The organism is Streptomyces sp. NBC_00876, from assembly GCF_045207435.1.
Lineage (GTDB): Bacteria > Actinomycetota > Actinomycetes > Streptomycetales > Streptomycetaceae > Streptomyces.
Window position 1 is genome coordinate 6,447,547 of record NZ_CP108800.1, and the last position, 25,216, is coordinate 6,472,762.

A 25,216-nucleotide genomic window follows, 5' to 3' on the forward strand; every position below is an offset into this window, starting at 1 on the left:
ATGTGGTGCGTGGTGCTCCGGCCGACCCGCGGGCCGTCCGCAGCCCGCGCCACAGCGGCGATCGGCCACCCCCAGACTGCCCCGGCCCCGGCACCCACGCGACCGGTGGGACGGCCGTAGGCTTTGCCCATGCAGCCCTCTCCGGAGCAGAGTCCGCATCACGCCTACCCCGATCACTGGGAGGCGGACGTGGTGCTCCGCGACGGCGGCACCGCGCGCATCAGGCCCATCACCACGGACGACGCCGACCGGCTGGTCAGCTTCTACGAGCAGGTCTCCGACGAGTCGAAGTACTACCGCTTCTTCGCTCCCTACCCCCGGCTCTCCGCCAAGGACGTCCATCGCTTCACCCATCACGACTACGTCGACCGGGTGGGACTGGCCGTCACGGTGGGCGGTGAGTTCATCGCGACCGTCCGCTTCGACCGGATCAACGCACAGGGCAGGCCGGCCTCGGCGCCGGCCGACGAGGCGGAGGTCGCCTTCCTCGTCCAGGACGCGCACCAGGGCCGCGGCGTGGCATCGACCCTGCTCGAACACATCGCGGCCGTCGCCCGCGAACGCGGCATCCGGCGCTTCGCCGCCGAGGTGCTGCCCGCCAACAACAAGATGATCAAGGTGTTCCGGGACGCCGGGTACACCCAGCAGCGCAGCTTCGAGGACGGCTCCGTCCATCTGACCCTGGACCTGGAACCGACCGCCGAGTCCCTGGCCGTCCAGCGCGCCCGTGAGCAGCGGGCGGAGGCCCGGTCCGTACAACGGTTGCTGGCCCCCGGCTCCGTCGCCGTCATCGGCGCCGGCCGCACCCCCGGCGGGGTCGGCCGCACGGTCCTGCGCAACCTCCTGGGCGCGGGCTTCACCGGCCGCACCTACGCCGTGAACAGCGCCTTCGCAGCCGACCAGGGCACCATCGACGGCGTCCCCGCCCACCGCTCCCTCGGCGAGATCGGCGAACCGGTCGACCTCGCCGTCGTCGCCGTACCCGCCGACCGGGTCCCGGAAGCCGTCGCGGACTGCGGGGAACACGGCGTCCAGGGCCTGGTCGTCCTCTCCGCCGGATACGCCGAGTGGGGCGCCGAGGGCCGCGAACGCCAGCGGGAACTGGTGCGCCAGGCCCGCTCGTACGGCATGCGGATCATCGGCCCGAACGCCTTCGGCGTCATCAACAACTCCGAGGCCGTCCGGCTGAACGCCTCCCTCGCACCCGAACGGCCCGCCTCCGGGCGCATCGGCCTGTTCACCCAGTCCGGCGCCATCGGCATCGCCCTGCTCTCCGGGCTCTACCGGCGCGGCGCGGGGCTCTCCACCTTCATCTCGGCCGGCAACCGAGCCGACATCTCCGGCAACGACTTCCTCCAGTACTGGTACGAGGACCCCGACACCGATGTCGCCCTGCTGTACCTGGAGTCGCTCGGCAACCCTCGCAAGTTCACCCGCCTCGCCCGCCGCACCGCGGCCGTCAAGCCGGTGGTCGTGGTGAAGGGCGCCCGGCACAGCGGCTCCACCCCGCCCGGCCACGCGGTACCCGTCAGCCGGATCCCGGACGCCACGGTCTCCGCCCTGATGCGGCAGGCGGGCGTGATCCGCGTCGACACGGTGACCGAGATGGTCGACGCCGGCCTGCTCCTGGCCGACCAGCCGCTCCCCGCCGGCGGCCGGGTCGCGATCCTCGGCAACTCCGAATCCCTCGGCCTGCTCACGTACGACGCCTGCCTGGCCGAGGGGCTGCGCCCGCGGCCGCCCCGCGACCTCACCACCGCCGCCACCCCGCAGGACTTCCGCGACGCGCTCGCCGAGGCGCTGGCCGACGGGGGCTGCGACGCGGTGATCGTGACGGCGATCCCCTGGGTGGGCGAGGACGGCGAGGCGGAGTCGGGCGACGGCGAGGTCCTGGCCACCGCCCTGCACGCGGCCGCCGCCACCGGGCCGGCCAAACCGGTGGCCGTGGTCCATGTGGAGATCGGCGGCCTGGCGGAGGCCCTGGCCGCCGCCACCGGCACCGTCGCCCGGCAGCGCCCGGCGGCGGCGCCCCCCGCGTCCCGCCCGGCCCCCGCCGGACCGGGCACACCCACCGCCGCGAACGCCACCGACCCGGCCCCCGCCGACCCCGAAACCCCCCGCGTCCCCGGCCGGATCCCCGCCTACCCCGCCGCCGAACGCGCCGTCCGGGCGCTCGCCGAGGCCGTGAAGTACGCCCAGTGGCGGCGCCAGGCCGCCGTACCCGGCAAGGTGCCCGAGTTCCTCGACGACACCATCGACGAGCCCGCCGCGGCCGCCCTCATCGACACCCTGCTCGGCCCGGACCCCGACCCGCGCGGCCGGCCCCTGGAACACGACGAGGCCCGCGAACTCCTGGCCTGCTACGGCATCGCCGTCCGGCCGACCCTGCCCGCCCCCGGCCCGGAGGAGGCCGTCGCCGCGGCGGCGCGGCTCGGCTACCCGGTGGCGCTGAAGACCACCGCACCCCATCTGCGCCACCGCGCCGACCTGGGCGGCGTCCGCCTGGACATCGCGGGCGAGAGCGCGCTGCGCCGGGCGTACGGCGAGCTGACCGACCTTCTCGGCAAGCCCGCCGAGCTGCGGCCCGTCGTGCAGGCGATGGCCCCGCGGGGTGTCGACACCGTCGTACGGGCCACCATCGACCCGGCCGCCGGCGCCGTCCTCTCCTTCGGCCTGGCGGGCGCACCCTCCGAACTCCTCGGCGACACCGCCCACCGCCTGGTTCCGGCCACCGACCGCGACGCGGCGGAACTGATCCGGTCCATCCGGGCCGCCCCCGTCCTCTTCGGCTGGCGCGGCTCGGCCCCCGTGGACACCGACGCGCTGGAGGAACTGCTGCTGCGGGTCTCCCGGCTGGTCGACGACCACCCCGAGGTGGTCTCCATCGCCCTGGAACCGGTCGTGGTCGCCACCCAGGGGCTGACCGTCCTCGGGGCGAGCGTCCGGCTCTCACCGCCGCCGGCCCGGACCGACCTCGGCCCCCGCCGCCTCTCCAACTACTGACAGGCTCCGGCTCGCGTCCCCCTGGACCCCGTCCGTACAGGGGCGCCGTGACGTCCCCGGCAGTCATCGGCCCCCCGTAGGATGGTGCCCATGGCTAAGACCGGTACGACGACCCAGGGGCTGCGCGCGGCGATCGAGCGCAGCGGCTACTACCCGGCCCTCGTGGCCGAGGCGGTGGAGGCCGCCGTCGGCGGTGAGCCGGTCGCTTCGTACCTGGTGCACCAGGAGACCACCTTCGACTCCAACGAGGTGCGCCGCCACGTCACGGTCCTGGTGCTCACGGACACCCGCTTCATCGTCAGCCACACGGACGAGCAGAACGCCGACACCAGCTCCCCGACGCCGTACGCCACCACCTCCACCGAATCGGTCAAGCTCGACCGGATCTCCTCGGTCGTGGTCAGCCGGGTCGTGGCCAACCCGGAGAAGTACGTCCCGGGCACGCCGCCGCGCGAGGTCGTCCTGACCATCGGCTGGGGCGCGGTCTCCCGGATCGACCTGGAGCCCGCCGCCTGCGGCGACCCCAACTGCGAGGCCGACCACGGCTACACCGGCAGCTCCACCGCCGACGACCTGAGCCTGCGGGTCAGCGAGGCCGGTGACGGCCCCGACACCGTGCGCCAGACGCTCGCCTTCGCCCAGGCGCTCTCCGAGGCCACGGCCGCGACCCCGGCGGCCGGCCGCTGATGGTCCAGCCGGCCTGGCAGGACCCTGTGCTGCTGCCCGTCGACACCGCCCCCGTCCCGGAGTACGGCAGTGGATCGCTCGCCGATCTGCTGCCCACGCTGGTGGCGGGGCAGGGCGTTCCCGGCTTCACGGCGGCGATCCCCGAGCTCACCCCCGCCGACCGGAACTGCGTCTTCCTGATCGACGGTCTCGGCTGGGAGCAGATCAGGTCCCATCCCGACGAGGCGCCCTTCCTGCACTCCCTCCTGCCCACGTCGCGCGGCGGCACGGGCCGCCCGATCACCGCGGGATTCCCGGCCACCACCGCGACCTCGCTGGCCTCGGTGGGCACCGGACTGCCGCCGGGCGAGCACGGCCTTCCCGGGTACACCGCCCGCAATCCGGAGACCGGCGAGCTGATGAACCAGCTCCGCTGGAGGCCCTGGACCGAACCGAAGGTCTGGCAGCCGTACCCCACCGTCTTCAAGCTCGCCGACGCGGCCGGCGTGCGTACCGCACAGGTGTCCGCCCCGGCCTTCGAGCAGACCCCGCTGACCAAGGTCGCGCTCAGCGGCGGCTCGTTCCTCGGCCGGCTCACCGGCGAGGAACGGATGGACGTCGCCGCCGAGCGGCTGGCCGCCGGGGACCGCTCGCTCGTCTACACGTACTACAGCGAAGTGGACGGCAAGGGCCACCGCTTCGGGGTCGACTCCGACGCCTGGCGCGGCCAGCTGATGTACGTCGACGGCCTGGCCCGGCGTCTCGCGGAACAGCTCCCGCCGCGGTCGGCGCTGTACATCACCGCCGACCACGGAATGATCGACATCCCGTTCGACGAGCAGTCCAGGATCGACTTCGACGAGGACTGGGAGCTGCGCGCGGGCGTCGCGCTGCTCGGCGGCGAGGGGCGCGCCCGCCATGTGTACGCGGTCCCGGGCGCCGAGGCCGATGTGCTGACCGTCTGGCGCGAGGTCCTCGGCGAGCAGTTCTGGGTGGCGAGCCGGGACGAGGCCGTCGAAGCGGGCTGGTTCGGTCCCAGGATCGACGAGCGGGTGCTCGGCAGGATCGGCGACGTGGTCGCCGCGGCCCACGACGACGTGGTGATCACCGCTTCCGTCAACGAGCCGCACGAGTCCGCGATGGTCGGCATGCACGGCTCGATGACCCCCGTCGAGCAGCTCGTCCCGCTCCTCGAAGTACGCTCGTAACCCTTTGCGTCACCCTTCCCTCCCGTCTTCCCCCGTTCCGAAAGGTGCTCGACCCCTCATGCCCGAGCTTGTGTTCTTCTCCGGAACGATGGACTGCGGGAAGAGCACGCTGGCCCTGCAGATCGGACACAACCGGTCGGCACGCGGGCTCCAGGGCGTGATCTTCACCCGTGACGACCGGGCGGGGGAGGGGAAGCTGTCCTCCCGGCTGGGCCTGGTCACCGAGGCGGTGGAGGCCGCCGAGGGCATGGACCTGTACGCGTACCTCGTCGGCCAGCTCTCCCAGGGCGGCAAGGCGGACTACGTGATCGTCGACGAGGCGCAGTTCCTCGCCCCGGAACAGATCGACCAGCTGGCCCGCGTCGTGGACGATCTGGGCCTGGACGTCTTCGCCTTCGGTATCACCACGGACTTCCGCACCAGGCTCTTTCCCGGCTCTCAGCGGCTGATCGAGCTCGCCGACCGGATAGAGGCCCTCCAGGTGGAGGCCCTGTGCTGGTGCGGCGCCCGCGCCACCCACAACGCCCGTACGGTGGGCGGCGAGATGGTCGTCGAGGGTGCGCAGGTCGTCGTCGGCGACGTCGACCGCCCGGCGAAGGACGTCGGCTACGAAGTCCTCTGCCGCAGCCACCACCGCCGCCGCATGACCAGCGCCGCCGCACACGCGGGCGCGCTGTCGCCGGATGTCCTTCCGGTCAACTCCGGCTGAGCCAAGTGGACTTTGGGGGGTGATTCGTCTGATCACCCGCCTCCGTCGGATAGTTGGCCTATCTTACTGTCCGTGAAACCGCTGACCTCTGAAGATCCGGCCCGCATCGGCCCGTACCGTCTGATCGCCCGGCTGGGCGAAGGGGGCATGGGGCTGGTCTATCTGGGCCGTTCCGAAGCCGGACGCACGGTGGCCGTCAAGGTCGTGCAGGCCGAGTACGCCGGCCACCAGGAGTTCCGCAGGCGCTTCGCCCGCGAGGTGGCCGCCGCGCGCCGGGTGGGTGGCAGCTGGACCGCGGAGGTGCTCGACGCCGACCCCGAGGCCGCGGTCCCCTGGGTGGCGACCCGGTACATCCCCGGGCCCGACCTGAGCACCGTCGTCGCCCAGGACTTCGGCCCGCTGCCCGAGCATTCGGTCCGTACCCTCGCCAACCGCCTCGCCCTCGCGCTGCAGGCGGTGCACGAGGCGGGCCTGATCCACCGCGATCTCAAGCCGTCCAACGTCCTCGTCACCGTCGACGGACCCCGCGTCATCGACTTCGGTATCGCCCGCGCCATGGACAGCCTCGCCGGGGACAGCCTGCACACCCGCACCGGCATGCTGATCGGTTCCCCCGGCTTCATGTCGCCGGAGCAGGTCCGCGGCCTCGAACTCACCCCGGCCAGCGACGTCTTCTGTCTGGGAGCCGTCCTGGTCTACGCGGCCACCGGGCGCCTGCTCTTCGGCGCGGGGGACACCGGCCTGCCCGCGCACCTCTTCAGGATCGCCGAGGACGAGGCCGACCTCACCGGTGTGCCCCCGGCGCTGGCCGACCTCGTACGGGCATGTCTGGACAAGGATCCGGCCAAGAGGCCGGCCCTGCGGGAAGTGGCCGCGCGCACGGCGCAGGACTCGGCGGCCGAATGGCTGCCGGGCGCCGTGCTGGCGCAGCTCGGACGCCATGCGGCCCAGCTGCTGGACTACGCCCCCGACCTGCCCGTGGACGCTCCGGCGGTGCGGCCGGATCTGCTGGCCAAGGCCGGGCAGCCGCTGCCCCCACCGCCCGCGTACGCCCCGACGGCCCCGGCACAGTTCACTCCGCCCCCCGGATTCGGACCGCCCACCCCCTCCCACGCCTGGCAGCCGTTTCCGGCACCGCCCACCCACTTCCAGGACCCGGCGCCTGCCGACCCCCGGCGCTGGTGGGGGCTGATGGTGATCGCCCTGGCCCAGGTGCTGGTGCTGCTCGACGCGGCGTCGTTCGACCTGGCGCTGCCGTCCCTCATGGCCGACCTGGGTGTGAGCGACAACGTCGGGAGACCCCTGTTCCTGGGGTACACGCTCTCTTTCGGAGGCCTGCTGCTGGTCGGCGGGCACCTCGCGGACCGGCTGGGGCGCAGGCGTACCTTCGTGACCGGCCTCGTCGGATACGCGGTGGCCTCCTTGCTGGGCGGCCTGCCGGGCGGTGAGGGCCTGCTGATCCTCGCCCGCGTCCTGCAGGGCGCCTCGGCCGCGCTGCTGACACCTGCCGCGCTGGCCCTGGTGGCGACGGGCTTCACCGACCCGAAGGAAAGGCGCAGGGCCCTGGGCATCTTCGCCGCGATCGCCGGAGGCGGCTCGGCACTCGGACTGCTCGCCGGGGGGTGGCTGACGGAGTTCCTGACGTGGCGGCTGTCCCTGTGCGTGGGCGCCGGCCTCGCCGTACTCGTCCTGATCGGCGCGGCGGCCCTGGTGCACGAGCGCCCGGTCCGCACCGACGCCCGCTCGGACACCGGCGGGATGCTGCTCGGCACCGGCGGACTCCTCGCCCTCGGCTACGGCTTCGCACAGGCTGATCAGCACGGCTGGAGCAGCCCGCTGGTCCTGGCCGCGTCGGCGGTGGGCACCCTCCTGCTCGCCGGCTTCCTCTGGCGCCGGACCGTGCGGACGGACCCCTTCCCCGCGGGGCCGGGCGTCACGGGCCTCGACCGCCTCGGCTGCTTCCTCGCCGTGCTCCTGGCCGGCTTCGGGGTCATCGCCTCGTTCGTGGCCGTGGACTACTTGCTGCTCGTCGTCTACGGCTACACACCCCTCGGGGCCGGTCTGGCCTTCGTGCCGATGGTCGCCGCCGTCGTGATCGGCTCCACCCAGGTGTCCGCCCGCCTGCTGCCCCGGGTCGAGCCGCGCGTCCTGATCGTGAGCGGTCTGGCGATCACGGCCGTCGGCCTGGCGCTCCTGACCCGCATCGAACCGGGCGGCGCCTACGTCACCCAGGTGCTGCCCGGCCTGCTCCTCACCGGCTTCGGCACCGGCCTCGCCTTCATGCCCGTCTTGGCCACGGCGACCGAGGCAGCCGGCCCGGAGCTCTCCGGAGAGCGTTCCGCGGCTGTCACAGCGGGCCAGCAACTGGGCCTGACTCTGGGAACGGTGCTGCTGAACACCGTCGTCACCGGCGAGATGCGGCATGTCGCGAGCCCGGGCGATGTGACCGCCGCGATCGTCCGCGCCTACCACACCGCCCTCTGGTGGGCGGTCGGGGGCACGCTGCTCGCCTGTCTGGCCGCGGCGCTGCTGATCACCGTCAAGGCTCCGGAGGCGCGTACCCAGGACCGGTGAGCCAAGGGCTCAGCGCCCCGCCGACCGCACGATCGTGAACACCGCGCCCTCCGGGTCCGCGACCGTGGCCACCCTGCCGCTGGAGCCCTCCCTGGGGGGCTGGAGGATGTGCCCGCCGAGTTCGACCACGTGCTGCGCGGCCTCGTCCGTGTCGGCGACCTCGAAGTACGTCATCCAGTGCGGTCCGCGGTCGCGCAGCAGGGTGTGACCCACCCCGTGCAGCGACGCCACCGGGTGGCCGTCCAGATGCAGGGTCTGGTAGTCGAAGTCCGCCGACACGACCGCCTCGGTCTCGTAGCCGAAAACGGCCTGGTAGAACTTGGCGACCGTCGATGTCTCCCGGGTCACCAGCTCGTTCCAGACCGGCGTGCCGGGCGCACCGGCGAGCGAGGTGCCGCGGTGTGCGGCTGCCTGCCAGATCCCGAATACGGCCCCGCTCGGGTCGGAGGCGACGGCCATCCTGCCCGCCTCTCCCGCGTCGAGCGGCCCGACGCCGACCGTGCCGCCGCAGGCGCGGATCGACTCCGCCGTGAGATCGGCGTCGTCGGTGGCCAGATAGGTCGTCCAGGCGATCGGGAGGTGCCGGTCGGGGGGCAGCTGCCCGATGCCGGCGATCTCCTTCCCGTCGATCAGCGCCCGTACGTACGGGCCGAGCTGCTCGGGGCCTGGCCCGAACTCCCAGCCGAACAGTTCGGCGTAGAAGTTCTGGGTCGTGTGCAGGCCGTGCACGATCAGGCTCACCCAGCAAGGTGTTCCGGGTGTACGCCGAGCGGCAGCCTCGGTCATCGTCACTCTCCTCGGACCATCGTGGTGGCCGTACGGGGGGAACGGGGCCGGCGCGCCGTTGTGCGGTACGGGATGTGTGCGCCCCGTGCAGATGCTTGCACCACCCGGCGCGTGACGCGCCTCGGCCGCGCCGCTTTTTCCGTGATCTCGACAGAGGAGGTCCGGTTTGTGGCGGTACGGGCGTTTCGCCGTTGTTACGGATGGGCAGGCCCCTGCGCGAGGATGGCACCCATGAAGCCCATCATCTCCGCATCCGAATGTGTGAGCGAGTCGGCGGGGCCACGTCCGCCGGTGCTCCTGGACGTACGTTGGCAACTGGGCGGCCCGCACGGCCGCCCCGACTACGAGGCCGGGCACATCCCCGGCGCGGTTTTCGTCGATCTCGAAGCGGAGCTCGCCGGCCCGGCGGGCGACGGCGGCCGTCATCCGCTGCCGGATCCGGCGGAATTCGGTGCGGTGATGCGCCGCGCCGGAGTCGGCCGCGACAGTTCGGTGATCGTGTACGACGGTGGCCAGGGCTGGGCCGCGGCCCGTGCCTGGTGGCTGCTGCGCTGGACGGGACACCGTGACGTCCGGGTGCTGGACGGCGGTCTCGCCGCGTGGACGGGCGAGCTGTCGAAGGAGATCCCGGTCCCCGCGGAGGGTGACTTCGTCCCCGTGCCGGGCGCGCTGCCCCTGCTGGACGCGGACGGCGCCGCCGCACTGGCCCGCTCGGGGCTGCTGCTCGACGCGCGGGCCGGCGAGCGCTACCGGGGCGAGGTGGAGCCGATCGACCGGGTCGCCGGGCACATTCCCGGTGCGGTCTCGGCCCCGACCGGGCAGAACGTGGGCCCGGACGGCCGGTACCTCTCCGCCGAGGACCTGGCCTCCCGGTTCTCCGGCCTGGGCGCCACCGGTGACTCCGCCGGCATCGGTGTCTACTGCGGCTCGGGAGTCTCCGGGGCCCATGAGGTGCTGGCGCTGGAGATCGCCGGGTATCGTGCCGCCCTCTATGCCGGTTCCTGGTCGCAGTGGTCGAGCGACGAGTCGCGCCCGGTCGCGACAGGCCCCGACCCTCAGTAAGGGGACGACCGGCAGTAAGGGGACGACCGGACGGAACCGGGGCAATGAGTTCCGTTTGGGCAGCGGGCAGGGGTCCGTACGCGGATGCGTACGGACCCCCGTCATGCTGCTTCCACCCGGTTCAGTCCTGCTTCTTACGGCGTGTGCCGAAGACGATCTCGTCCCAGCTGGGCACCGCGGCCCGGCGGCCGGGCCGGACGCCGTCCGCCTCGGCCTGGCGGTCCGTCGTGCCGGTCAGCCGGTCGCGGTGACCGGCGACCGCGCGCGGCATCAGGACATCGGCATAGGCGGAACCGGCGCCCGCCGACGCGGCAGGGGCGGGCGGCTCCTCCACCTCGGGCCCGTGCGCGGCGGGTTCGATCGCCGGGGGCTCGGGCGGTGCCGGCCGTTCCGGTACGACCATGTCGCCGCGGAAGCTCGGTACCGCCTCCAGCAGGCTGGTCAGCGAATCGCGCTCGCTCGCGGTGACCCCGCCGATGCGTTCCTCCGGCTCCGGGGGCGGAGGCGGGGCGGGACGCTCGATCTGACGGTCGAGCGCGCGGTCCAGCGGCCGGTCGCGGGGCAGCCGGGCGATCCGCGGGACGAACGGGAAGCTGGGTTCGGGTGCCGCGACGTCGTCCGTCTCGCCGATCAGCGAGCGTGCCTCGTCGTCGACGGCCTGGACCAGCCTGCGCGGCGCGTCGTAGGTCCAGCTCGCCGAGTGTGGTTCGCCCGCGACCCGGTAGACCAGGAGGACCTCCCAGGTGCCGTCGTCGCGGCGCCAGGAGTCCCACAGGACGGTTTCCTTGTCGGCGCCGCGCAGCAGGAGTCGCTCCTGCACCGCCTCGCCGAGCTGGGGGCCGGTGTTCTCGCCGGGACGGCGCACGGGAGTCTTCCGGGCCCGCTCGGCCATGAAGGCGCGCTCCGCGAGCACGGGGCCCTCGAAGCGGCGGACACGGTCGACCGGAATTCCGGCGAACTGAGCGACCTCCTCCGCGGAGGCGCCGGCTCGTATCCGGGCCTGGATGTCGCGGGGGCGGAGGTGGCTCTCCACCTCGATCTCGATCTGGCCGAGCCGCGCGCGGTCGTTGCGCACGGCGGCTCGCAGCCGCTCGTCGATCGGAAGCGTGTACTCCGTGCTGTCCGCAGCCTTGAGCACCAGTCGTGTGCCGTCGTTGGAGACGGCCACGACACGCAGTTCGGGCATGGGGACCTCCCGGGTGGTGCCTGCCGACGTCACGTGCGTCGCTGCTTCCGCTAGTCGAGTGTGGCCTGCCCGGGTGCAGCCTGCCACAACATTGCCGTGTTGCCCGGCGTGTCGGGCGTGAGCCCTGGATCGCCGGTATGACACGGTGGCCTCTTGCGCAACGCAAAGTGACCGATGGTCACTCCGTGTAACTGGCCTCCGTGCGATGCCGCGGCGCCGCCGGATCGAGTGCCTCCTTCGGCCCCCCTCCCGAAGAGCTCGGACATCCACGCGGGAGTCCGGCCCCAGGGCTCGCCACAGTACTCCATTCGGGCCATGTGGGTGGACCGCCGCGCCGCCGAAGTTCTCGTGAGGTGCGGGAGTTGAACTACCCGGCTGGACGCGAAATGCCCGTGACGCGTGGCCTGCTTCACAGAATCACCGCAACCGGAACTATCCGCTTCGCTCAAATGTCCCTTGTTGTTGCATGGTGGGAGAGATGTCAATCAAGGGCTGGAAATGGTGCAGAAGCCGGAAAGTGACATAGAACCCAAGGAGAGGCGGATAGATCTGAGCCTGCCCCAGGTCGCGGGCAGTGCCGTAGCGGCGGTCGCCGCGGCGGTGGCGGCCTCCCAACTGGGCGTGTACGGAACGATCCTCGGCGCCGGGGTGATGAGCATCGTGGCCACCTGCGGCGGTTCGGTGTTCCAGCACTTCTTCCGCCGCACGGGCGAGCAGATCCGCGAGGTCACCGTCCAGGCGAAGCAGCCGGGCCGCGAGGTGACCGTGCAGACGCGCGAGACGCGTGAGGGCTGGGACACGGATGTGATGTGGGGTACTACTGGGACGCGGGTTGCGGTGCGCGAGGCGGCCGGCTCGGCCGACGCCGCCGCGCTGCCGCGCGCGGTGGACGCCACCACGGTCCTGCGGCAGGCCGGTCCCGCGGCCGCGGCGCAGGGCGCGGACGACACGACCGTGCTGCGACCGGTGGACGCGACCACGGTCCTGCGCAAGGTGACCGCGGACCCCGGCCGTACGCAGCTGATCGCGTCCCTCGACGGGACCCGGCGGAACGCGGCGGGCCCGGAGGCCGGGGACGACGCGTTCTCGCAGGCGACCGTGCACGGCACCCGGATCCGCGGCTGGAAGCGCTCGGCGCTCGGGGCGGCCGTGGTGTTCGTGGTCTCGATGGCCGGGATCACCACCTTCGAACTGGTCTCGGGCAACGACCTGAGCGGCGGCGGGGGAACGACCGTGGGCTCCGTCGTGCGCGGCGAGCGCGGCTCGGCACCGTCGAAACCGGCGCCGTCCGGCAGTACCGCTCCGGGGCAGGACGGGACGGACCCGGCCGGCGACGACGGCACGGCCACGCCCGGCACCGACCCGCAGGGCGGACGGAGCCGGAGCCCGCAGCCGGACCCCAGCGGCAGTTCCACGGCCGAAACCACGCCCACGCCCACGCCGTCGGGCTCCGCCGGGGACGGCACGGCTCCGCCGGCCCCTCCCGCCCCCGCCACCACGGGCGACGGCAGCAGCACGGCCCCCGACCCGGCGGGTACCGGCAGCGCCCCTGCCCAGGAGGACCGGGCACCGGCCGGCACGGACACCGGGCAGTGAGCGGGCCGGGCGGTCGCTCCCCGGTGCGGGGCGCGACCGCCCGGACGGTCAGTCGCCCAGGACCCGGCGCAGGTAGTCGTTGGCGAAGAGGCGGTCCGGGTCCAGCCGGTCCCGTACCGCGGTGAACTCGCCGAAGCGCGGGTACACCTCGGCCAGGTACTCGGCATCACGGGTGTTGACCTTGCCCCAGTGCGGCCGGCCGCCGTGCGCGGTCATGATCCGTTCGACCGCGGTGAAGTACGCCTGGTAGGGCGTGCCCCGGTACATGTGGACGGCGATGTACGCGCTCTCGCGGCCCGAGGCCGTGGAGAGCGCGATGTCGTCGGCGGGGGCCATGCGCACCTCCACCGGGAAACTGATCCGCAGCGGCGAGCGGTCGACCATCGCCCTGACCTCGCGCAGCGCCTCGACGGCCACCTCGCGCGGCAGCGCGTACTCCATCTCCACGAACCGCACCCGGCGCGGGCTGGTGAAGACCTGGTACGGGATGTCCGTGTACGTGCGGGCCGACAGGGCGCGGCTGGAGAGCCTGGCGATCGAGGGGATCGCGGCGGGTACCGCCCGGCCGAGCGAGCAGGCCACCTGGAAGAGGCCGTTGGAGAGGAGCTCGTCCTCGATCCAGCCGCTGACCTTTCCGGGCGGAGCGGCGGGGCCCGCGCTCCGGTTGTTGCGCTTGGTGTTGCAGTTGCCGGTGTGCGGGAACCAGTAGAACTCGAAGTGTTCGTTCTCCGTCACCAGCTGGTCGAAGTCGGCCGTGACCCTGTCGAAGGTCATCGGCTCCTCACGGGCCGTCAGCAGGAAGACCGGCTCCACGGCGAAGGTGATCGCCGTGATGACGCCCAGGGCGCCGAGCCCGATCCGGGCGACGGCGAAGATCTCGGGATTCTCGCTCTCCGAGCAGGTCAGCAGTGTGCCGTCCGCCGTGACCAGCTCCAGGGCTCGGATCTGCGCGGATATCGATGCCGAGTCGCGCCCGGTGCCGTGGGTGCCGGTCGAGGTCGCCCCGGCGACCGTCTGCTCCATGATGTCGCCCATGTTGGTGAGCGAGAGGCCCTCGCGGGCCAGCGCGGTGTTGAGCCGCTTCAGCGGAGTGCCGGCCTCGACGGTCACCGTCATCGCCGCACGGTCGATCTCCCGGATGCCGGTGAGCAGATCGGGGCGGATCAGCAGCCCGTCGGTGGCAGCGGTCGCGGTGAACGAGTGGCCGGTGCCCACCGGCTTCACCTTCAGACCGTCCTCGGACGCCCTGCGCAGTGCCTCGGCCAGCTCGTCGACCGACGCGGGGGACACGGCACGTTCCGGACGGGCGGTGACGTTCCCCGCCCAGTTACGCCACGTGCTCGCCGTCGTCCGTGCGTAGGTGTCGGTCATCTTCCCCGCGCCCTTCCGTAGGAGCCGGCCCTGTGAGCCGGCGGTGCCCCAGGATCGCCACCGCGGCCGCGAGCGCTCCCGCCACGGCGGGCACCGCGTACCCCGCCTCCGCCCCGGACGCGTCGACCACCCAGCCGGCGGCCGAGGAGCCGAGCGCCACGCCGACGGCCAGCCCGGTGCTGGTCCAGGTCATGCCCTCGGTCAGTCTGGTGCGCGGTACGTGCTGTTCGACGAGAGCCATGGTGGTGACCATCGTCGGTGCGATGGCGAGACCCGCGACAAAGAGCGCCACGGCCAGGAACGGCAGGCTCCCGGCCAGTTGGAGGGGGATCATACTCACGGCCATCGCACACACTCCCACCAGCCACCTGGTGGACGCCCTGCCCTTGAGGTGCAGCAGGCCGAAGACCGCTCCGGCGAGACAGGAACCGAGCGCGTACACGGCCAGCACGAGACTCGCCGACGCCTTGTGGCCCTGCTCCTCGGCGAAGGCCACCGTCACCACGTCGACGGCCCCGAAGATCGCGCCGGTCGCCACGAAGGTGACCACGAGCACCTGAAGCCCGCGCGAACCCAGTGCGGATCCGGTGGTGTGCCGGGCGTGCGGATGCGGCACCGGTTCGGTGGCCCGCTGCGCGGTCAGCCAGAAGACGCCGACCAGCAGGAACCCGGCGGCGAGCAGCGGGCCGGCCTCGGGGAACCAGGCGGTGGAGAGCCCGATCGAGATGATCGGGCCGAAGATGAAGCACACCTCGTCGACGATCGACTCCCACGCGTACGCGGTGTGCAGCTGGCGCGCGGAGCCGCGGTAGATCTCCGCCCAGCGCGCCCTGACCATCGACCCGACACTGGGCACGCACCCCGCGCCGGCGGCGAAGACGAACAGGGTCCAGTCCGGCAGCCGCTGCTGCGCGCAGACCAGCAGGCCGGCCACGGCCGCCAGCGCGACGAGCGTGACCGGACGCAGCACCCGGCGCTGTCCGTACCGGTCGACCAGCCTGGAGATCTGCGGCCCGACCACCGCGGCCGACATCGCCAGCGTCGCGGACAGCGCACCCGCCAGCCCGTACCGGCCGGTCAGCTGGGACACCATCGTCACCACGCCGATGCCCATCATGGACAGCGGCATCCGGCCGAAGAAGCCGGCCGAGGAGAACCCCTTGGAGCCGGGGGCGGCGAAGATCGCGCGGTAGGGACTGGGCAAGGGGAACTCCGCTACGGCGTGGTCACACGCGATGTCAGGGGTGAACGTGGCCGATACAGCTTACGGGCGGGTCACCGCACCCGGCAGCGGGATTCCCGCCGGACGCGCGGGGGCGGATGTCGGTGGGAGCGGCGCCGGGGACGGGTGGCAGGATCGATGTCATGTCCGATCTGCGCGATGCCGCTCCCTACGACGCCCTGCTGCTGCTCTCCTTCGGCGGCCCCGAAGGCCCAGAGGAGGTGGTCCCGTTCCTGGCGAACGTGACCCGTGGCCGGGGCATCCCCGAGGAGCGGCTGAAGGAGGTCGGCAAGCACTACTTCCTCTTCGGCGGCGTCAGCCCGATCAACGCCCAGAACCGGATGCTGCTCGACGCCCTGCGCAAGGACTTCGCGGAACACGGACTCGATCTTCCGGTGTACTGGGGCAACCGCAACTGGGCGCCCTACCTGACCGACACCCTGCGCGAAATGGTCCGGGACGGGCACCGCCGTATCGCCGTCCTGGCGACCAGCGCCTACGCCTCGTACTCCGGCTGCCGGCAGTACCGCGAGAACCTCGCCGAGTCACTGGCGGTCCTGGAGGCGGAGGGGCTGGCGGTGCCGCGTGTGGACAAGCTGCGGCACTACTTCAACCACCCCGGCTTCGTCGAGCCCATGGTGGAGGGGGTTCTCGCCTCCCTGGCGGACCTGCCCGACGACCTGCGGGCGGGGGCCCACCTGGCCTTCACCACGCACTCCATCCCCACCTCGGCGGCGGACTCCTCAGGCCCGGTGGAGGCACACGGTGACGGCGGCGCGTACGTCGCCGAGCACCTCGATGTCGCACGGCTGATCACCGAGGCCGTCCGCGAGCGGACCGGCGTCGAGCACCCCTGGCAGCTCGTCTACCAGTCGCGCAGCGGCGCCCCGCACATCCCCTGGCTGGAGCCCGACATCTGCGACCACCTGGAGTCGCTCCACGCTGACGGTGTCCCCGCCGTGGTGATGGCGCCCATCGGTTTCGTCTCGGACCACATGGAGGTCCTCTACGACCTCGACACCGAGGCCACCGCGAAGGCCGCCGAGCTCGGCCTGCCGGTGCGCCGCTCCGCGACCGTCGGCGCCGATCCGCGGTTCGCCGCCGCCGTGCGCGATCTGGTCCTGGAACGCGCCGCCACCGAACAGGGCCGCGGCCGTGAGCGCTGCGCGCTCGGCGCGCTCGGGGCGAGCCACGACCTCTGCCCGGCCGGCTGCTGCCCGGCCCGTGCGCCCAAGCCGGCCGCCGCGGGTGCCGACAGCCCGTACGCCTGACACGCCGCAGCCGACCTGTACCCCTCACACCCCTTGGGAGCGCCGTGACCGACCCCCTGCTGTCCGAACTGCTCGACCTCGCCCTGGACGTCGCCCGCCGCGCCGGCGAGCTGCTGCGCGACGGCCGCCCCGCCGATCTGGGGGTGGCCGCGACCAAGTCCAGCCCGGTGGACGTCGTCACCGAGATGGACATCGCCGCGGAGAAGCTGATCACCGGCTTCCTGGCCGAGCGCCGCCCGCAGGACGGCTTCCTGGGCGAGGAGGGTGCCAGCTCCGAGGGGAGCAGCGGCGTCCGCTGGGTGATCGACCCCCTCGACGGCACCGTGAACTATCTGTACGGGCTGCCGACCTGGGCCGTCTCCGTCGCCGCGGAACGGGACGGCGAGCGGGTCGTGGGCGTGGTGGAGGTCCCGATGCGCCGCGAGACGTACCACGCCGTCCTCGGCGGCGGTGCGTTCGCGAAGGGCGGGGCGTACGGGGAAGGCGCCGCCCTGCGCTGCCGGCCGGCCCCGCCGCTCGGGCAGGCCCTCGTGGCGACGGGTTTCAACTACGTCGCCGACGTCCGGGCGCGCCAGGCCGATGTGGCGCGCGCCCTCATCCCCCGGCTGCGGGACATCCGGCGCGGCGGATCGGCCGCGATCGACCTCTGCGACGTGGCGGCGGGCCGGCTCGACGGCTACTACGAGCGCGGCCTCCACCCGTGGGATCTGGCCGCCGGTGACCTCATCGCCCGGGAGGCGGGCGCGCTGACCGGCGGGCGGCCCGGGCTGCCCGCCGACGGCGGCCTGACCCTCGCCGCGGCACCGGGCGTCTTCGAACCCCTCCAGGCACTTCTGGAGGAACTGGGCGCCTGGCACGACTGAGCCCGGCCGCGTCAGGGCCGCTGAGCAGGCCCTGAGCGCCCCGGGAACGAGGAAGGCCCCGCAGCGCCGGTATGGCACTGCGGGGCCCTCTCGTGACGGCTCAGACGCTTGCGGCGCCGATGTGAACGCCGTGCTCGGCAGCGAGGCGGTGCAGGTCGTCCAGCTCGCCCTGCTCGACGTCCGCAAGGAAGTCGTCGCCCGTCTCGCGTGCCTTCGTGAGGTCGGACTCGGTGGTCTTGATGCGTTGCAGCAGACCTGCGGTGAAAGCGTCCATGAAGCGCCCCCTCATCGTGGGTCGGTGGCACGGGGGTGTGCCCGGGTTTCCCTCCGCCGAGGCGGTAGGGCGGGTGATCACGCAACTCTCCGGGGGACGGAGGGGCCTGTGGCACGCCACATACAAGACGTGATCGCGGGTGTGAATTCGTCCTCCCCGGGCCAACCCTCAGGGAAACCTCAACTGGCCCGGGAATCCGGTGAATTCCCTGAAGCCGCAGGTCGGGCCGCGCCGTCTTACCGCCGGTTTATACGCGTTACGGGCAGGATGGTGCCGCACAGGCCGCGCCCAGGCACGGCCCCGATCACGGACCACCGGTCCGTCCGGCACGATCCGCCGGTCCGTTCCGGACGGCGTGACGTTCCGTTGTGAAGATCTGCTGAGAAGTTCTAAGGAAGGAAGCGCCGTGCGCGTACTCGTCGTGGAGGACGAGCAGCTGCTCGCCGATGCGGTGGCCACCGGATTGCGCCGCGAGGCCATGGCCGTCGACGTCGTGTACGACGGTGCCGCGGCCCTGGAGCGCATCGAGGTCAACGACTACGACGTCGTGGTCCTGGACCGGGACCTCCCCCTGGTGCACGGCGACGACGTCTGCCGCCGGATCGTCGAGCTGGGCATGCCGACCCGGGTGCTCATGCTCACCGCCTCCGGGGACGTCAGCGACCGGGTGGAGGGCCTGGAACTCGGTGCCGACGACTATCTGCCCAAGCCCTTCGCCTTCAGCGAGCTGACCGCACGGGTGCGGGCACTGGGCCGCCGTACGACTGTCGCGCTTCCGCCGGTCCTGGAGCGCGCCGGGATCAAGCTCGACCCCAACCGCCGCGAGGTCTTCCGGGGCGAGCAGGAGGTCCAGCTCGCACCCAAGGAGTTCGCGGTGCTGGAGGTCCTGATGCGCAGCGAGGGTGCCGTCGTGTCGGCCGAGCAGCTCCTGGAGAAGGCCTGGGACGAGAACACCGACCCGTTCACCAACGTCGTCCGGGTGACCGTCATGACGCTGCGGCGCAAGCTCGGTGAGCCCCCGGTGATCGTCACCGTGCCCGGCTCCGGATACCGGATCTGACGCCGGTGCCCACTGTCCCGCCGCCCGCGGCGGCGCCCCCCAAACCCACCTGGGAGCCCAAACAGCAGGAGCCCCCGTACCCCTGGTTGCGTCCGACCATCCGGATAAGGCTCACCCTGCTGTACGGCGGCATGTTCCTGATCGCCGGCATCCTGCTGCTGTCGATCATCTACATGCTGGCCGCCCAGGCCCTGCACGTGGGCAGTGAGCTGCCCTTCAAGATCGTCGACGGCCAGGTGTCCAGCGAGGTCTGCAACCTGCTGGGGCAGGGGACCTCGCCGAGCGCCGTCAACTCGGCGATGAACTCCTGCGTCAACCATCAGCGCCAGCAGGCACTCGACACGCTCCTCAACCGGTCGCTGCTGGCCCTCGTGGGCCTGAGCGTCATCGCCTTCGCCTTCGGCTACGCCATGGCGGGACGGGTGCTCTCGCCGCTGGGCCGGATCACCCGCATCGCCCGCCGGGTGGCCGGCACGGACCTGTCGCGCCGCATCGAGCTGGACGGGCCGGACGACGAGCTCAAGGAGCTCGCCGACACCTTCGACGACATGCTGGAGCGGCTGGAGCGGGCCTTCACCGCGCAGCAGCGGTTCGTCGGCAACGCGTCGCACGAGCTGCGCACGCCCCTGGCGATCAACCGCACACTGCTGGAGGTCCACCTCGCCGATCCGCAGGCACCACCGGAGCTGCAGCAGCTCGGCAAGACACTGCTGGCCACCAATGAACGCAGCGAGCAGCTCGTGGAGGGCCTGCTGCTGCTCGCCCGCAGCGACAACCAGATCGTCGAGCGCAAACCCGTCGACCTGGCCGAGGTCGCCTCCCGTGCGCTCGACCAGGCGCGGGGCGAGGCCGAGACCAAGGGCGTGGTGATGCGCGCCGTGCTGGCCCCGGCCGTTGTCCAGGGCAACGGCGTCCTGCTGGAGCGGATCGCGCTGAACCTCGTACAGAACGCGGTGCGCTACAACGTCCCGCAGGACGGCTGGGTCGAGGTCACCACCGAGCTCATGCCCGGGCAGGCCCTGATGGTCGTCACGAACACCGGACCGGTGGTGCCCGCGTACGAGATCGACAACCTCTTCGAGCCCTTCAGGCGGCTGCGCACGGAGCGAACGGGCAGCGACAAGGGTGTCGGGCTCGGCCTGTCGATCGCGCGGTCCGTGGCGCGCGCTCACGGAGGCCGTATCATCGCGGAGCCCCGCGAAGGCGGTGGTCTTGTGATGCGCGTCTCACTGCCGGTCTGAGAGGCTGGGTGAAGCGATTCACGCACGGATTATTTTGTTCGCTTTGAGCGGAATTTTCGGGACCTGAACCCGAGGGATCCGTGTGTGATCGATCACAGGAGCGAATTTCCACCTGTCCACGCTCCGTGATCAGGGATCCCACCGGAAATCCGGCGAAAGTCGGGGTTTTCGGGGGTCGATATCACGGGAAGTACACGGGGTGGCGCCTGCGCAGGGCGCCACCGGGACCGTGTACGGTCCCCATCGCCACCCAAGCCGATCACTCTCGAGCGGTCCTTTTGGGTGTCGATTGAGTAACAGACCTTGATGTGAGGCAAAATCTCCGCCTCGGGTCGGGCACAAGTCCGGCCTCTCACGCGTTACGTGCGCTGAGACACCGCAGACACCCAGAGGGGGAGAGCGACATGGCAACGGATTACGACACCCCACGCAAGACCGACGACGACGTCGATCAGGACAGCCTTGAAGAGCTCAAGGCGCGCCGGAGCGACAAGACGGCGTCAGCCGTCGATGTCGACGAGTTCGACGCGGCAGAAGGACTGGAGCTGCCCGGCGCAGACCTGTCCAACGAGGAACTGGCCGTAAGGGTCCTTCCCAAGCAGGCCGATGAGTTCACCTGCATGAGCTGCTTCCTCGTGCACCACCGCAGCCAGCTGGCCCGCGAGAAGAACGGCCAGCCGATCTGCCGCGACTGCGACTGAGGTCCGGTCGGCCGTGGCAGGGGACAGACCGTTCCGGAAGCGGCGTCACCGGCGCAAGAAGGGGCCGGCGGCGCAACAGGGCGGTGCAGGCCCGGCAGAAGGCGTAGCAGCGCCTGCCGAGCCGTCCGCCCTGCCACCCACGCCGGGCGAACAGGACGACGGGCGAGGCCTGCAGGCCTCGCTCGAAGCAGTCGAAGCAGCTGTCGCGGCCATCGAGGCGGCTGCGGAAGCCGACACGGCCGACAGGGCCGAACAGGTCGGCAGGACGGAGCCCGTGACCGGGGCAGGCCGTCTGAGTTCAATGAAACGGGGCGTACGCAAGGGCGGGGAGAGCGCCAAGGCCGCGATCGGTCATATCGCCGACCTGATCATCGATATCGCTCCCCGCGTCCCTGTGCGCGACCTCGCCACCCTGCGCAAGCAGTTTCCGGGCCTCGGGCCCGAGGAGCTCGCCGACCGGCTCATCGTCGGCGCGAGCAGGGCCACCGCCACCGTCGGCGCCGGAATCGGCGCGGCGGCCATGATGCCTGTACCGCCGGCCATGCTGGCCGAGCTGGCCGCGGAGATCAGCGGCGTGGCCGCGATCGAGATCAAGCTCGTCGCCGAGCTGCACGAGGTCTACGGGCTGCGCCCGCCGGGCGGCATCGGCAGGCGCTCCACCGCCTACCTCACGTCCTGGACGGAGGAGCGCGGCATCGAGGTGACCCGTCCTGCGACGGTCAACGCCGCGCTCGGCGGGCAGATGAAGCGCGAGCTGCGCCAGCAGATCATGAAGCGCACGCTGCGCGATCTCCCGAATCTGATTCCGTTCATGATCGGCGCCGCGGTCGGCGCGATGATGAACCGGCGCGACACCAGAAAGGTTGCCGAACGGATCAGGAAGGATCTGCGCGAGCACCGGATCCCCTGGGACCGTCTGCCGGAACTCCCGCCGCTGGAGCGCCCCGCGCTCCCTCACCCGGCCCTGCCCGAGGACCCGAAGGACTTCTGAGGGGCGTCAGGCGCGCTGAGGGCTCCGCAGCGCCCGGTCAGGCCTGGACGGCCGACTTGAGCGCGGCCACCAGTGCCTGCGGCTCGCGCGTCGACAGATAGACGTACGGGGTCGGGTCCTGCGGATCGGTGACCTCCACGCGCACCGCCGTCGGGATGTAGCTGCGCAGCAGCATGAAGGCCCGGGTGTCCGCCTTGTACGAGCGCCAGGCGCGCGCCTCCTCGGCATCCAGCACCTCGGCCTCGCCGAGCGCCGAGACGGGGATCCGCGCGTCGCCCGCCACGAGGGCGCCGGCCACCACCCTGATCCGGGCGGAGCCGTACGAGCTCACCGCGACCGCCGACAGGGCCGTGCCGCCCGCCAGACCGGCAAGCAGCGGGAGGGTGCCCAGCGGGAGCAGCATGAGCGCGCACGCGAGGCCGACCAGGGCGGCGATCAGCCACCACGAACGGGGTGCGGTGAGACGTTCGTCGAAGGGCGGGGTGGAAGGCTGCATGCGCCCAAGCTTGGCACGGCGCGACCTGCGGCTACCCGCGCGGGTAAGGTCTGCGGCTGTGAGTGGAACATCTGCGGCTCTGAAGCCCCCGGCCGACGCGGTGAAACCGGTCCGGCATCCCGACGCCCCGGCCCCCGGTGAGCTCCTCGGCGCGCACTACGAACACTGCTTCGGCTGCGGCGGGGGACAGCCGCACGGGCTGCACCTCCAGGCGCGGGCCGGCGAGGGTGTCGGCGTCACCGCCGAGTTCACCGTCCAGCCCGCCCACCAGGGTGCCCCGGGCCTCGCACACGGAGGGGTGCTCGCCACCGCGCTGGACGAGACGCTCGGCTCGCTGAACTGGCTGCTGCGGGTGATCGCGGTGACCGGACGGCTGGAGACCGACTTCGTCCGCCCCGTGCCGGTCGACACCGTGCTGTTCCTCGACGCAGAGATCACCGCCGTGCACGGCCGGAAGATCTACTCCAGGGCGACCGGCCGGATCGGCGGCCCGGACGGGCCGGTGGCGGTGCGGGCCGAGGCCCTGTTCATCGAGGTCAAGGTCGACCACTTCATCGACAACGGCCGCCCGGCCGAGATCCAGGCGGCGATGGCCGACCCCGATCAGGTCAAGCGCGCCCGCGCCTTCGAGGTGAATCCCTGATGCGCCACCCTGTGGACGTCCTGATCCGCCGGGTCGACCCGGACGTGCCGATTCCGGCGTACGGGCATCCCGGCGACGCCGGAGCCGATCTCGTGACGACCGAGGCCGCCGAGCTCGCACCGGGAGAGCGGGCCGTGCTGCCCACCGGAGTTTCGATCGCCCTGCCGGACGGGTACGCCGCGTTCGTGCACCCCCGGTCCGGTCTCGCCGCACGCTGCGGAGTAGCCCTGGTGAATGCCCCGGGGACGGTTGATGCCGGGTACCGTGGAGAGATCAAGGTGATCGTCATCAATCTCGACCCGCGCGAGTCCGTGCGGTTCGAGCGGTTCGACCGGATTGCCCAACTGGTCGTGCAGCAGGTCGAGAAGGTGCGCTTCCACGAAGTGTCGGAGCTTCCCGGTTCGGCGCGGGCCGAAGGGGGCTTCGGGTCCACCGGCGGTCATGCCGCCGTTGATGTTGATGGCGTCCGGGGCGGGGTTCCCCAGGGCGGGAACAGCTACGCTTCGGTCGAATCCGACCGGGAAGGACAGTGACGTGTTCGGACGTCGCAAGAACAGTGGTTCCGCCGAGGACACGGCGGACGAAGCGCGCGAGGCCGAGCAGGTCGTCGACGGGCTCGACGGCGCCGGGAGCGGGTCGCGCCGGACGAACCTTCCGCCGGCTCCACGCCCGGACGGGCCGTGGGACATCGACGAGGTCTCCCAGCCCGGCGAGGGCCGGGTCGACCTGGGCGGCGTCTTCGTGCCCGGCGTCGAAGGCATGGAGCTGCGCGTAGAGGTCGCCGGTGACGCGATCGTCGCGGCCACGGTCGTGCTGCGCGACAGCGCGATCCAGCTGCAGGCCTTCGCGGCCCCCAAGAAGGAGGGCATCTGGGGCGAGGTCCGCGAGGAGATCGCCTCCGGTATCACCCAGCAGGGCGGCATCATCGACGAGGTCGAGGGCCCGCTGGGCTGGGAGCTGCGTGCGCAGGTCCCCGTACAGCTTCCCGACGGGACGAACGGCGTGCAGCTGGTGCGCTTCGTCGGCGTCGACGGCCCGCGGTGGTTCCTGCGCGGAGTGATCTCCGGTCAGGGCGCCGTGCAGCCGGAGGCCGCCGGACTCCTGGAGACGGTCTTCCGGGACACCGTGGTCGTCCGTGGCGAGGGCCCGATGGCCCCGCGCGACCCGATCGTCCTCAAGCTCCCCAACGACGCCCAGATGGTGCCCGAGGGTGTCCAGCAGGAGGAGCAGGAGGGCTCGAAGTTCTCCGGCGGCATGGCGGGCCTCCAGCGCGGCCCCGAGATCACCGAGGTGCGCTGACCCGCACCCGCACGTACAGGCCGGTGGGCCGTATCCCCTTTCGCGGGGTACGGCCCACCGGCCTGTACGCGTCTCTGGGGCGGGGCGCCCGGCCGGCGGAGTGCGCAGGTCACAGCGGTGCCGGCCGGACGGGGACGCTGCCCGGGTTCGGACCCGGGCATTGCCCGGCCCCGTGCCGCATGCACATACTGGCGGCCGACAGGACCGAGGACCCACGGGGAGCGACATGACCGAGACAGCCGCCGCCACGAGCACCGGCGGGGAGAGCGGCACGGCCGTCGCCGAGAGCCCCATGGTCCGGATCGAGGACCTGCGCCGCTCCTACGGCACGGGCGCCGGCGCCGTGCACGCGCTGCGCGGCGTGTCCTTCGAGGTGCCGCGCGGTGAGCTGGTCGCGCTCAAGGGACGTTCCGGCTCCGGCAAGACGACCCTGCTCAACCTCGTCGGCGGGCTCGACAGCCCCGACAGCGGCCGGATCACCGTGGACGGCACCGAGCTCTCCACGCTCGGCGAGAACGGGCTGCTGGAGCTGCGCCGCGACCGGCTCGGCTTCATCTTCCAGTCGTTCGGCCTGATCCCGATCCTGACCGCGGCGGAGAACGTCGGCGTACCCATGCGGCTGCGCAAGGCCGATCCGCGCGAACGGGAGGAGCGGGTGTCGCTGCTCCTTTCCCTGGTGGGTCTGGCCGACCACGCCGCCCAGCGACCCGGGGAGCTCTCCGGCGGCCAGCAGCAGCGCGTGGCGATCGCCCGCGCACTCGCCAACCGGCCCGCCCTGCTGATCGCCGACGAACCCACCGGGCAGCTCGACGCGGAGACCGGCCTGGCGGTGATGGAGCTGCTGCGCGCCGTCGTGCACAGCGAGGGCGTCACCGCACTCGTCGCCACCCACGACGCCCAGCTGCTCGGCCTCGCGGACCGGGTGCTGGAGCTCAGCGACGGGCACATCATCGAGCACTGACAGGGGAGTCGCGGCCGGTGCGCCGGGCGGCCC

The 25,216-nt window shown here is 72.2% G+C and carries 23 protein-coding genes; 17 read left to right on the plus strand and 6 right to left on the minus strand.

Annotated elements, in window-relative coordinates; genetic code table 11:
- Positions 1-129 precede the first annotated feature (129 nt).
- The 5 genes from OG782_RS28390 (at position 130) to OG782_RS28410 (ending at position 8,160) form a co-directional block, all read left to right on the plus strand.
- On the plus strand, positions 130-3,003 hold the full coding sequence (locus tag OG782_RS28390; RefSeq protein ID WP_406455667.1) for a GNAT family N-acetyltransferase: 2,874 nt from the start codon (positions 130-132) through the stop codon (positions 3,001-3,003).
- A gap of 90 nt (positions 3,004-3,093) precedes the next feature.
- Positions 3,094-3,690, plus strand: coding sequence for a DUF5998 family protein (locus OG782_RS28395; RefSeq protein WP_406455669.1), 597 nt, complete (start codon positions 3,094-3,096; stop codon positions 3,688-3,690).
- Positions 3,690-4,877, plus strand: coding sequence for an alkaline phosphatase family protein (locus tag OG782_RS28400; RefSeq protein WP_406455671.1), 1,188 nt, complete (start codon positions 3,690-3,692; stop codon positions 4,875-4,877). The genes OG782_RS28395 and OG782_RS28400 overlap by 1 nt, the downstream gene beginning before the upstream one ends.
- A gap of 58 nt (positions 4,878-4,935) precedes the next feature.
- Positions 4,936-5,586 carry a thymidine kinase gene (locus OG782_RS28405; RefSeq protein ID WP_406455673.1) on the plus strand — a complete coding sequence of 217 codons (651 nt, stop codon included), beginning with the start codon at positions 4,936-4,938 and terminating at the stop codon, positions 5,584-5,586.
- A 72-nt stretch (positions 5,587-5,658) separates the two neighbouring features.
- The gene (locus OG782_RS28410) at positions 5,659-8,160 is read left to right on the plus strand and encodes an MDR family MFS transporter (protein ID WP_406455675.1); all 2,502 of its coding nucleotides are present in this window, start codon (positions 5,659-5,661) and stop codon (positions 8,158-8,160) included.
- 9 nt (positions 8,161-8,169) lie between these two features.
- Here the strand turns inward: OG782_RS28410 and OG782_RS28415 are convergent, their stop codons facing one another.
- On the minus strand, positions 8,170-8,946 hold the full coding sequence (locus tag OG782_RS28415; RefSeq protein WP_406455677.1) for a VOC family protein: 777 nt from the start codon (positions 8,944-8,946) through the stop codon (positions 8,170-8,172).
- Positions 8,947-9,177: 231 nt separating this feature from the next.
- On the opposite strand from OG782_RS28415, the gene OG782_RS28420 reads away from it, so the two are divergent.
- Positions 9,178-10,008 (plus strand): sulfurtransferase, encoded by an 831-nt coding sequence (locus tag OG782_RS28420; RefSeq protein ID WP_406455679.1) that lies wholly within the window; start codon positions 9,178-9,180, stop codon positions 10,006-10,008.
- Positions 10,009-10,129: 121 nt separating this feature from the next.
- Here the strand turns inward: OG782_RS28420 and sepH are convergent, their stop codons facing one another.
- Complete coding sequence (sepH, locus tag OG782_RS28425) at positions 10,130-11,194, minus strand: septation protein SepH (RefSeq protein WP_406455681.1); 1,065 nt, start codon at positions 11,192-11,194, stop codon at positions 10,130-10,132.
- Between the two features lie 498 nt (positions 11,195-11,692).
- Here sepH and OG782_RS28430 point away from each other — a divergent pair, with 498 nt between their 5' ends.
- Positions 11,693-12,790, plus strand: coding sequence for a hypothetical protein (locus OG782_RS28430; protein WP_406455683.1), 1,098 nt, complete (start codon positions 11,693-11,695; stop codon positions 12,788-12,790).
- Positions 12,791-12,838: 48 nt separating this feature from the next.
- On the opposite strand, the gene OG782_RS28435 is transcribed toward OG782_RS28430, so the two are convergent.
- Both OG782_RS28435 and OG782_RS28440 read right to left on the minus strand, forming a co-directional pair.
- Positions 12,839-14,161, minus strand: a complete 1,323-nt coding sequence (locus OG782_RS28435; RefSeq protein WP_406455685.1) for a D-arabinono-1,4-lactone oxidase — start codon at positions 14,159-14,161, stop codon at positions 12,839-12,841.
- Positions 14,118-15,365 (minus strand): MFS transporter, encoded by a 1,248-nt coding sequence (locus tag OG782_RS28440; RefSeq protein ID WP_406455686.1) that lies wholly within the window; start codon positions 15,363-15,365, stop codon positions 14,118-14,120. Before OG782_RS28440 ends, OG782_RS28435 begins: the two co-directional genes overlap by 44 nt.
- 161 nt (positions 15,366-15,526) lie before the next feature.
- On the opposite strand from OG782_RS28440, the gene OG782_RS28445 reads away from it, so the two are divergent.
- Together OG782_RS28445 and OG782_RS28450 are read left to right on the plus strand one after the other, a co-directional pair.
- Positions 15,527-16,654: a ferrochelatase gene (locus OG782_RS28445; protein WP_406455688.1), complete on the plus strand. Its 1,128-nt coding sequence runs from the start codon at positions 15,527-15,529 to the stop codon at positions 16,652-16,654.
- A gap of 44 nt (positions 16,655-16,698) precedes the next feature.
- The gene (locus OG782_RS28450) at positions 16,699-17,517 is read left to right on the plus strand and encodes an inositol monophosphatase family protein (RefSeq protein WP_406455690.1); all 819 of its coding nucleotides are present in this window, start codon (positions 16,699-16,701) and stop codon (positions 17,515-17,517) included.
- 100 nt (positions 17,518-17,617) lie between these two features.
- On the opposite strand, the gene OG782_RS28455 is transcribed toward OG782_RS28450, so the two are convergent.
- The gene (locus OG782_RS28455; RefSeq protein ID WP_406455692.1) at positions 17,618-17,791 is read right to left on the minus strand and encodes a hypothetical protein; all 174 of its coding nucleotides are present in this window, start codon (positions 17,789-17,791) and stop codon (positions 17,618-17,620) included.
- A 406-nt stretch (positions 17,792-18,197) separates the two neighbouring features.
- Between OG782_RS28455 and OG782_RS28460 the strand changes: the two genes are divergently transcribed.
- From OG782_RS28460 to OG782_RS28475, 4 genes are all read left to right on the plus strand, one after another.
- The gene (locus OG782_RS28460) at positions 18,198-18,851 is read left to right on the plus strand and encodes a response regulator transcription factor (protein WP_024490544.1); all 654 of its coding nucleotides are present in this window, start codon (positions 18,198-18,200) and stop codon (positions 18,849-18,851) included.
- Positions 18,852-18,856: 5 nt separating this feature from the next.
- Complete coding sequence (locus OG782_RS28465) at positions 18,857-20,092, plus strand: sensor histidine kinase (protein WP_406455694.1); 1,236 nt, start codon at positions 18,857-18,859, stop codon at positions 20,090-20,092.
- Between the two features lie 404 nt (positions 20,093-20,496).
- The gene (locus OG782_RS28470) at positions 20,497-20,793 is read left to right on the plus strand and encodes a DUF4193 domain-containing protein (protein WP_003965732.1); all 297 of its coding nucleotides are present in this window, start codon (positions 20,497-20,499) and stop codon (positions 20,791-20,793) included.
- A 13-nt stretch (positions 20,794-20,806) separates the two neighbouring features.
- Positions 20,807-21,784: a hypothetical protein gene (locus OG782_RS28475; RefSeq protein ID WP_406455696.1), complete on the plus strand. Its 978-nt coding sequence runs from the start codon at positions 20,807-20,809 to the stop codon at positions 21,782-21,784.
- Between the two features lie 37 nt (positions 21,785-21,821).
- On the opposite strand, the gene OG782_RS28480 is transcribed toward OG782_RS28475, so the two are convergent.
- Positions 21,822-22,280: a DUF3093 domain-containing protein gene (locus OG782_RS28480; protein ID WP_406455698.1), complete on the minus strand. Its 459-nt coding sequence runs from the start codon at positions 22,278-22,280 to the stop codon at positions 21,822-21,824.
- A gap of 58 nt (positions 22,281-22,338) precedes the next feature.
- Here OG782_RS28480 and OG782_RS28485 point away from each other — a divergent pair, with 58 nt between their 5' ends.
- The 4 genes from OG782_RS28485 to OG782_RS28500 all read left to right on the plus strand — a co-directional run bounded on the left by OG782_RS28485 (position 22,339) and on the right by OG782_RS28500 (position 25,183).
- Positions 22,339-22,923: a PaaI family thioesterase gene (locus tag OG782_RS28485; RefSeq protein WP_406455700.1), complete on the plus strand. Its 585-nt coding sequence runs from the start codon at positions 22,339-22,341 to the stop codon at positions 22,921-22,923.
- A complete protein-coding gene (dut, locus tag OG782_RS28490; protein WP_018520583.1) occupies positions 22,923-23,456 on the plus strand; it encodes a dUTP diphosphatase in 534 nt (177 codons plus the stop codon). Before OG782_RS28485 ends, dut begins: the two co-directional genes overlap by 1 nt.
- 1 nt (position 23,457) lies before the next feature.
- Positions 23,458-24,222 (plus strand): DUF3710 domain-containing protein, encoded by a 765-nt coding sequence (locus tag OG782_RS28495; protein ID WP_406455702.1) that lies wholly within the window; start codon positions 23,458-23,460, stop codon positions 24,220-24,222.
- Between the two features lie 226 nt (positions 24,223-24,448).
- The gene (locus OG782_RS28500; RefSeq protein ID WP_406455704.1) at positions 24,449-25,183 is read left to right on the plus strand and encodes an ABC transporter ATP-binding protein; all 735 of its coding nucleotides are present in this window, start codon (positions 24,449-24,451) and stop codon (positions 25,181-25,183) included.
- Positions 25,184-25,216 lie beyond the last annotated feature (33 nt).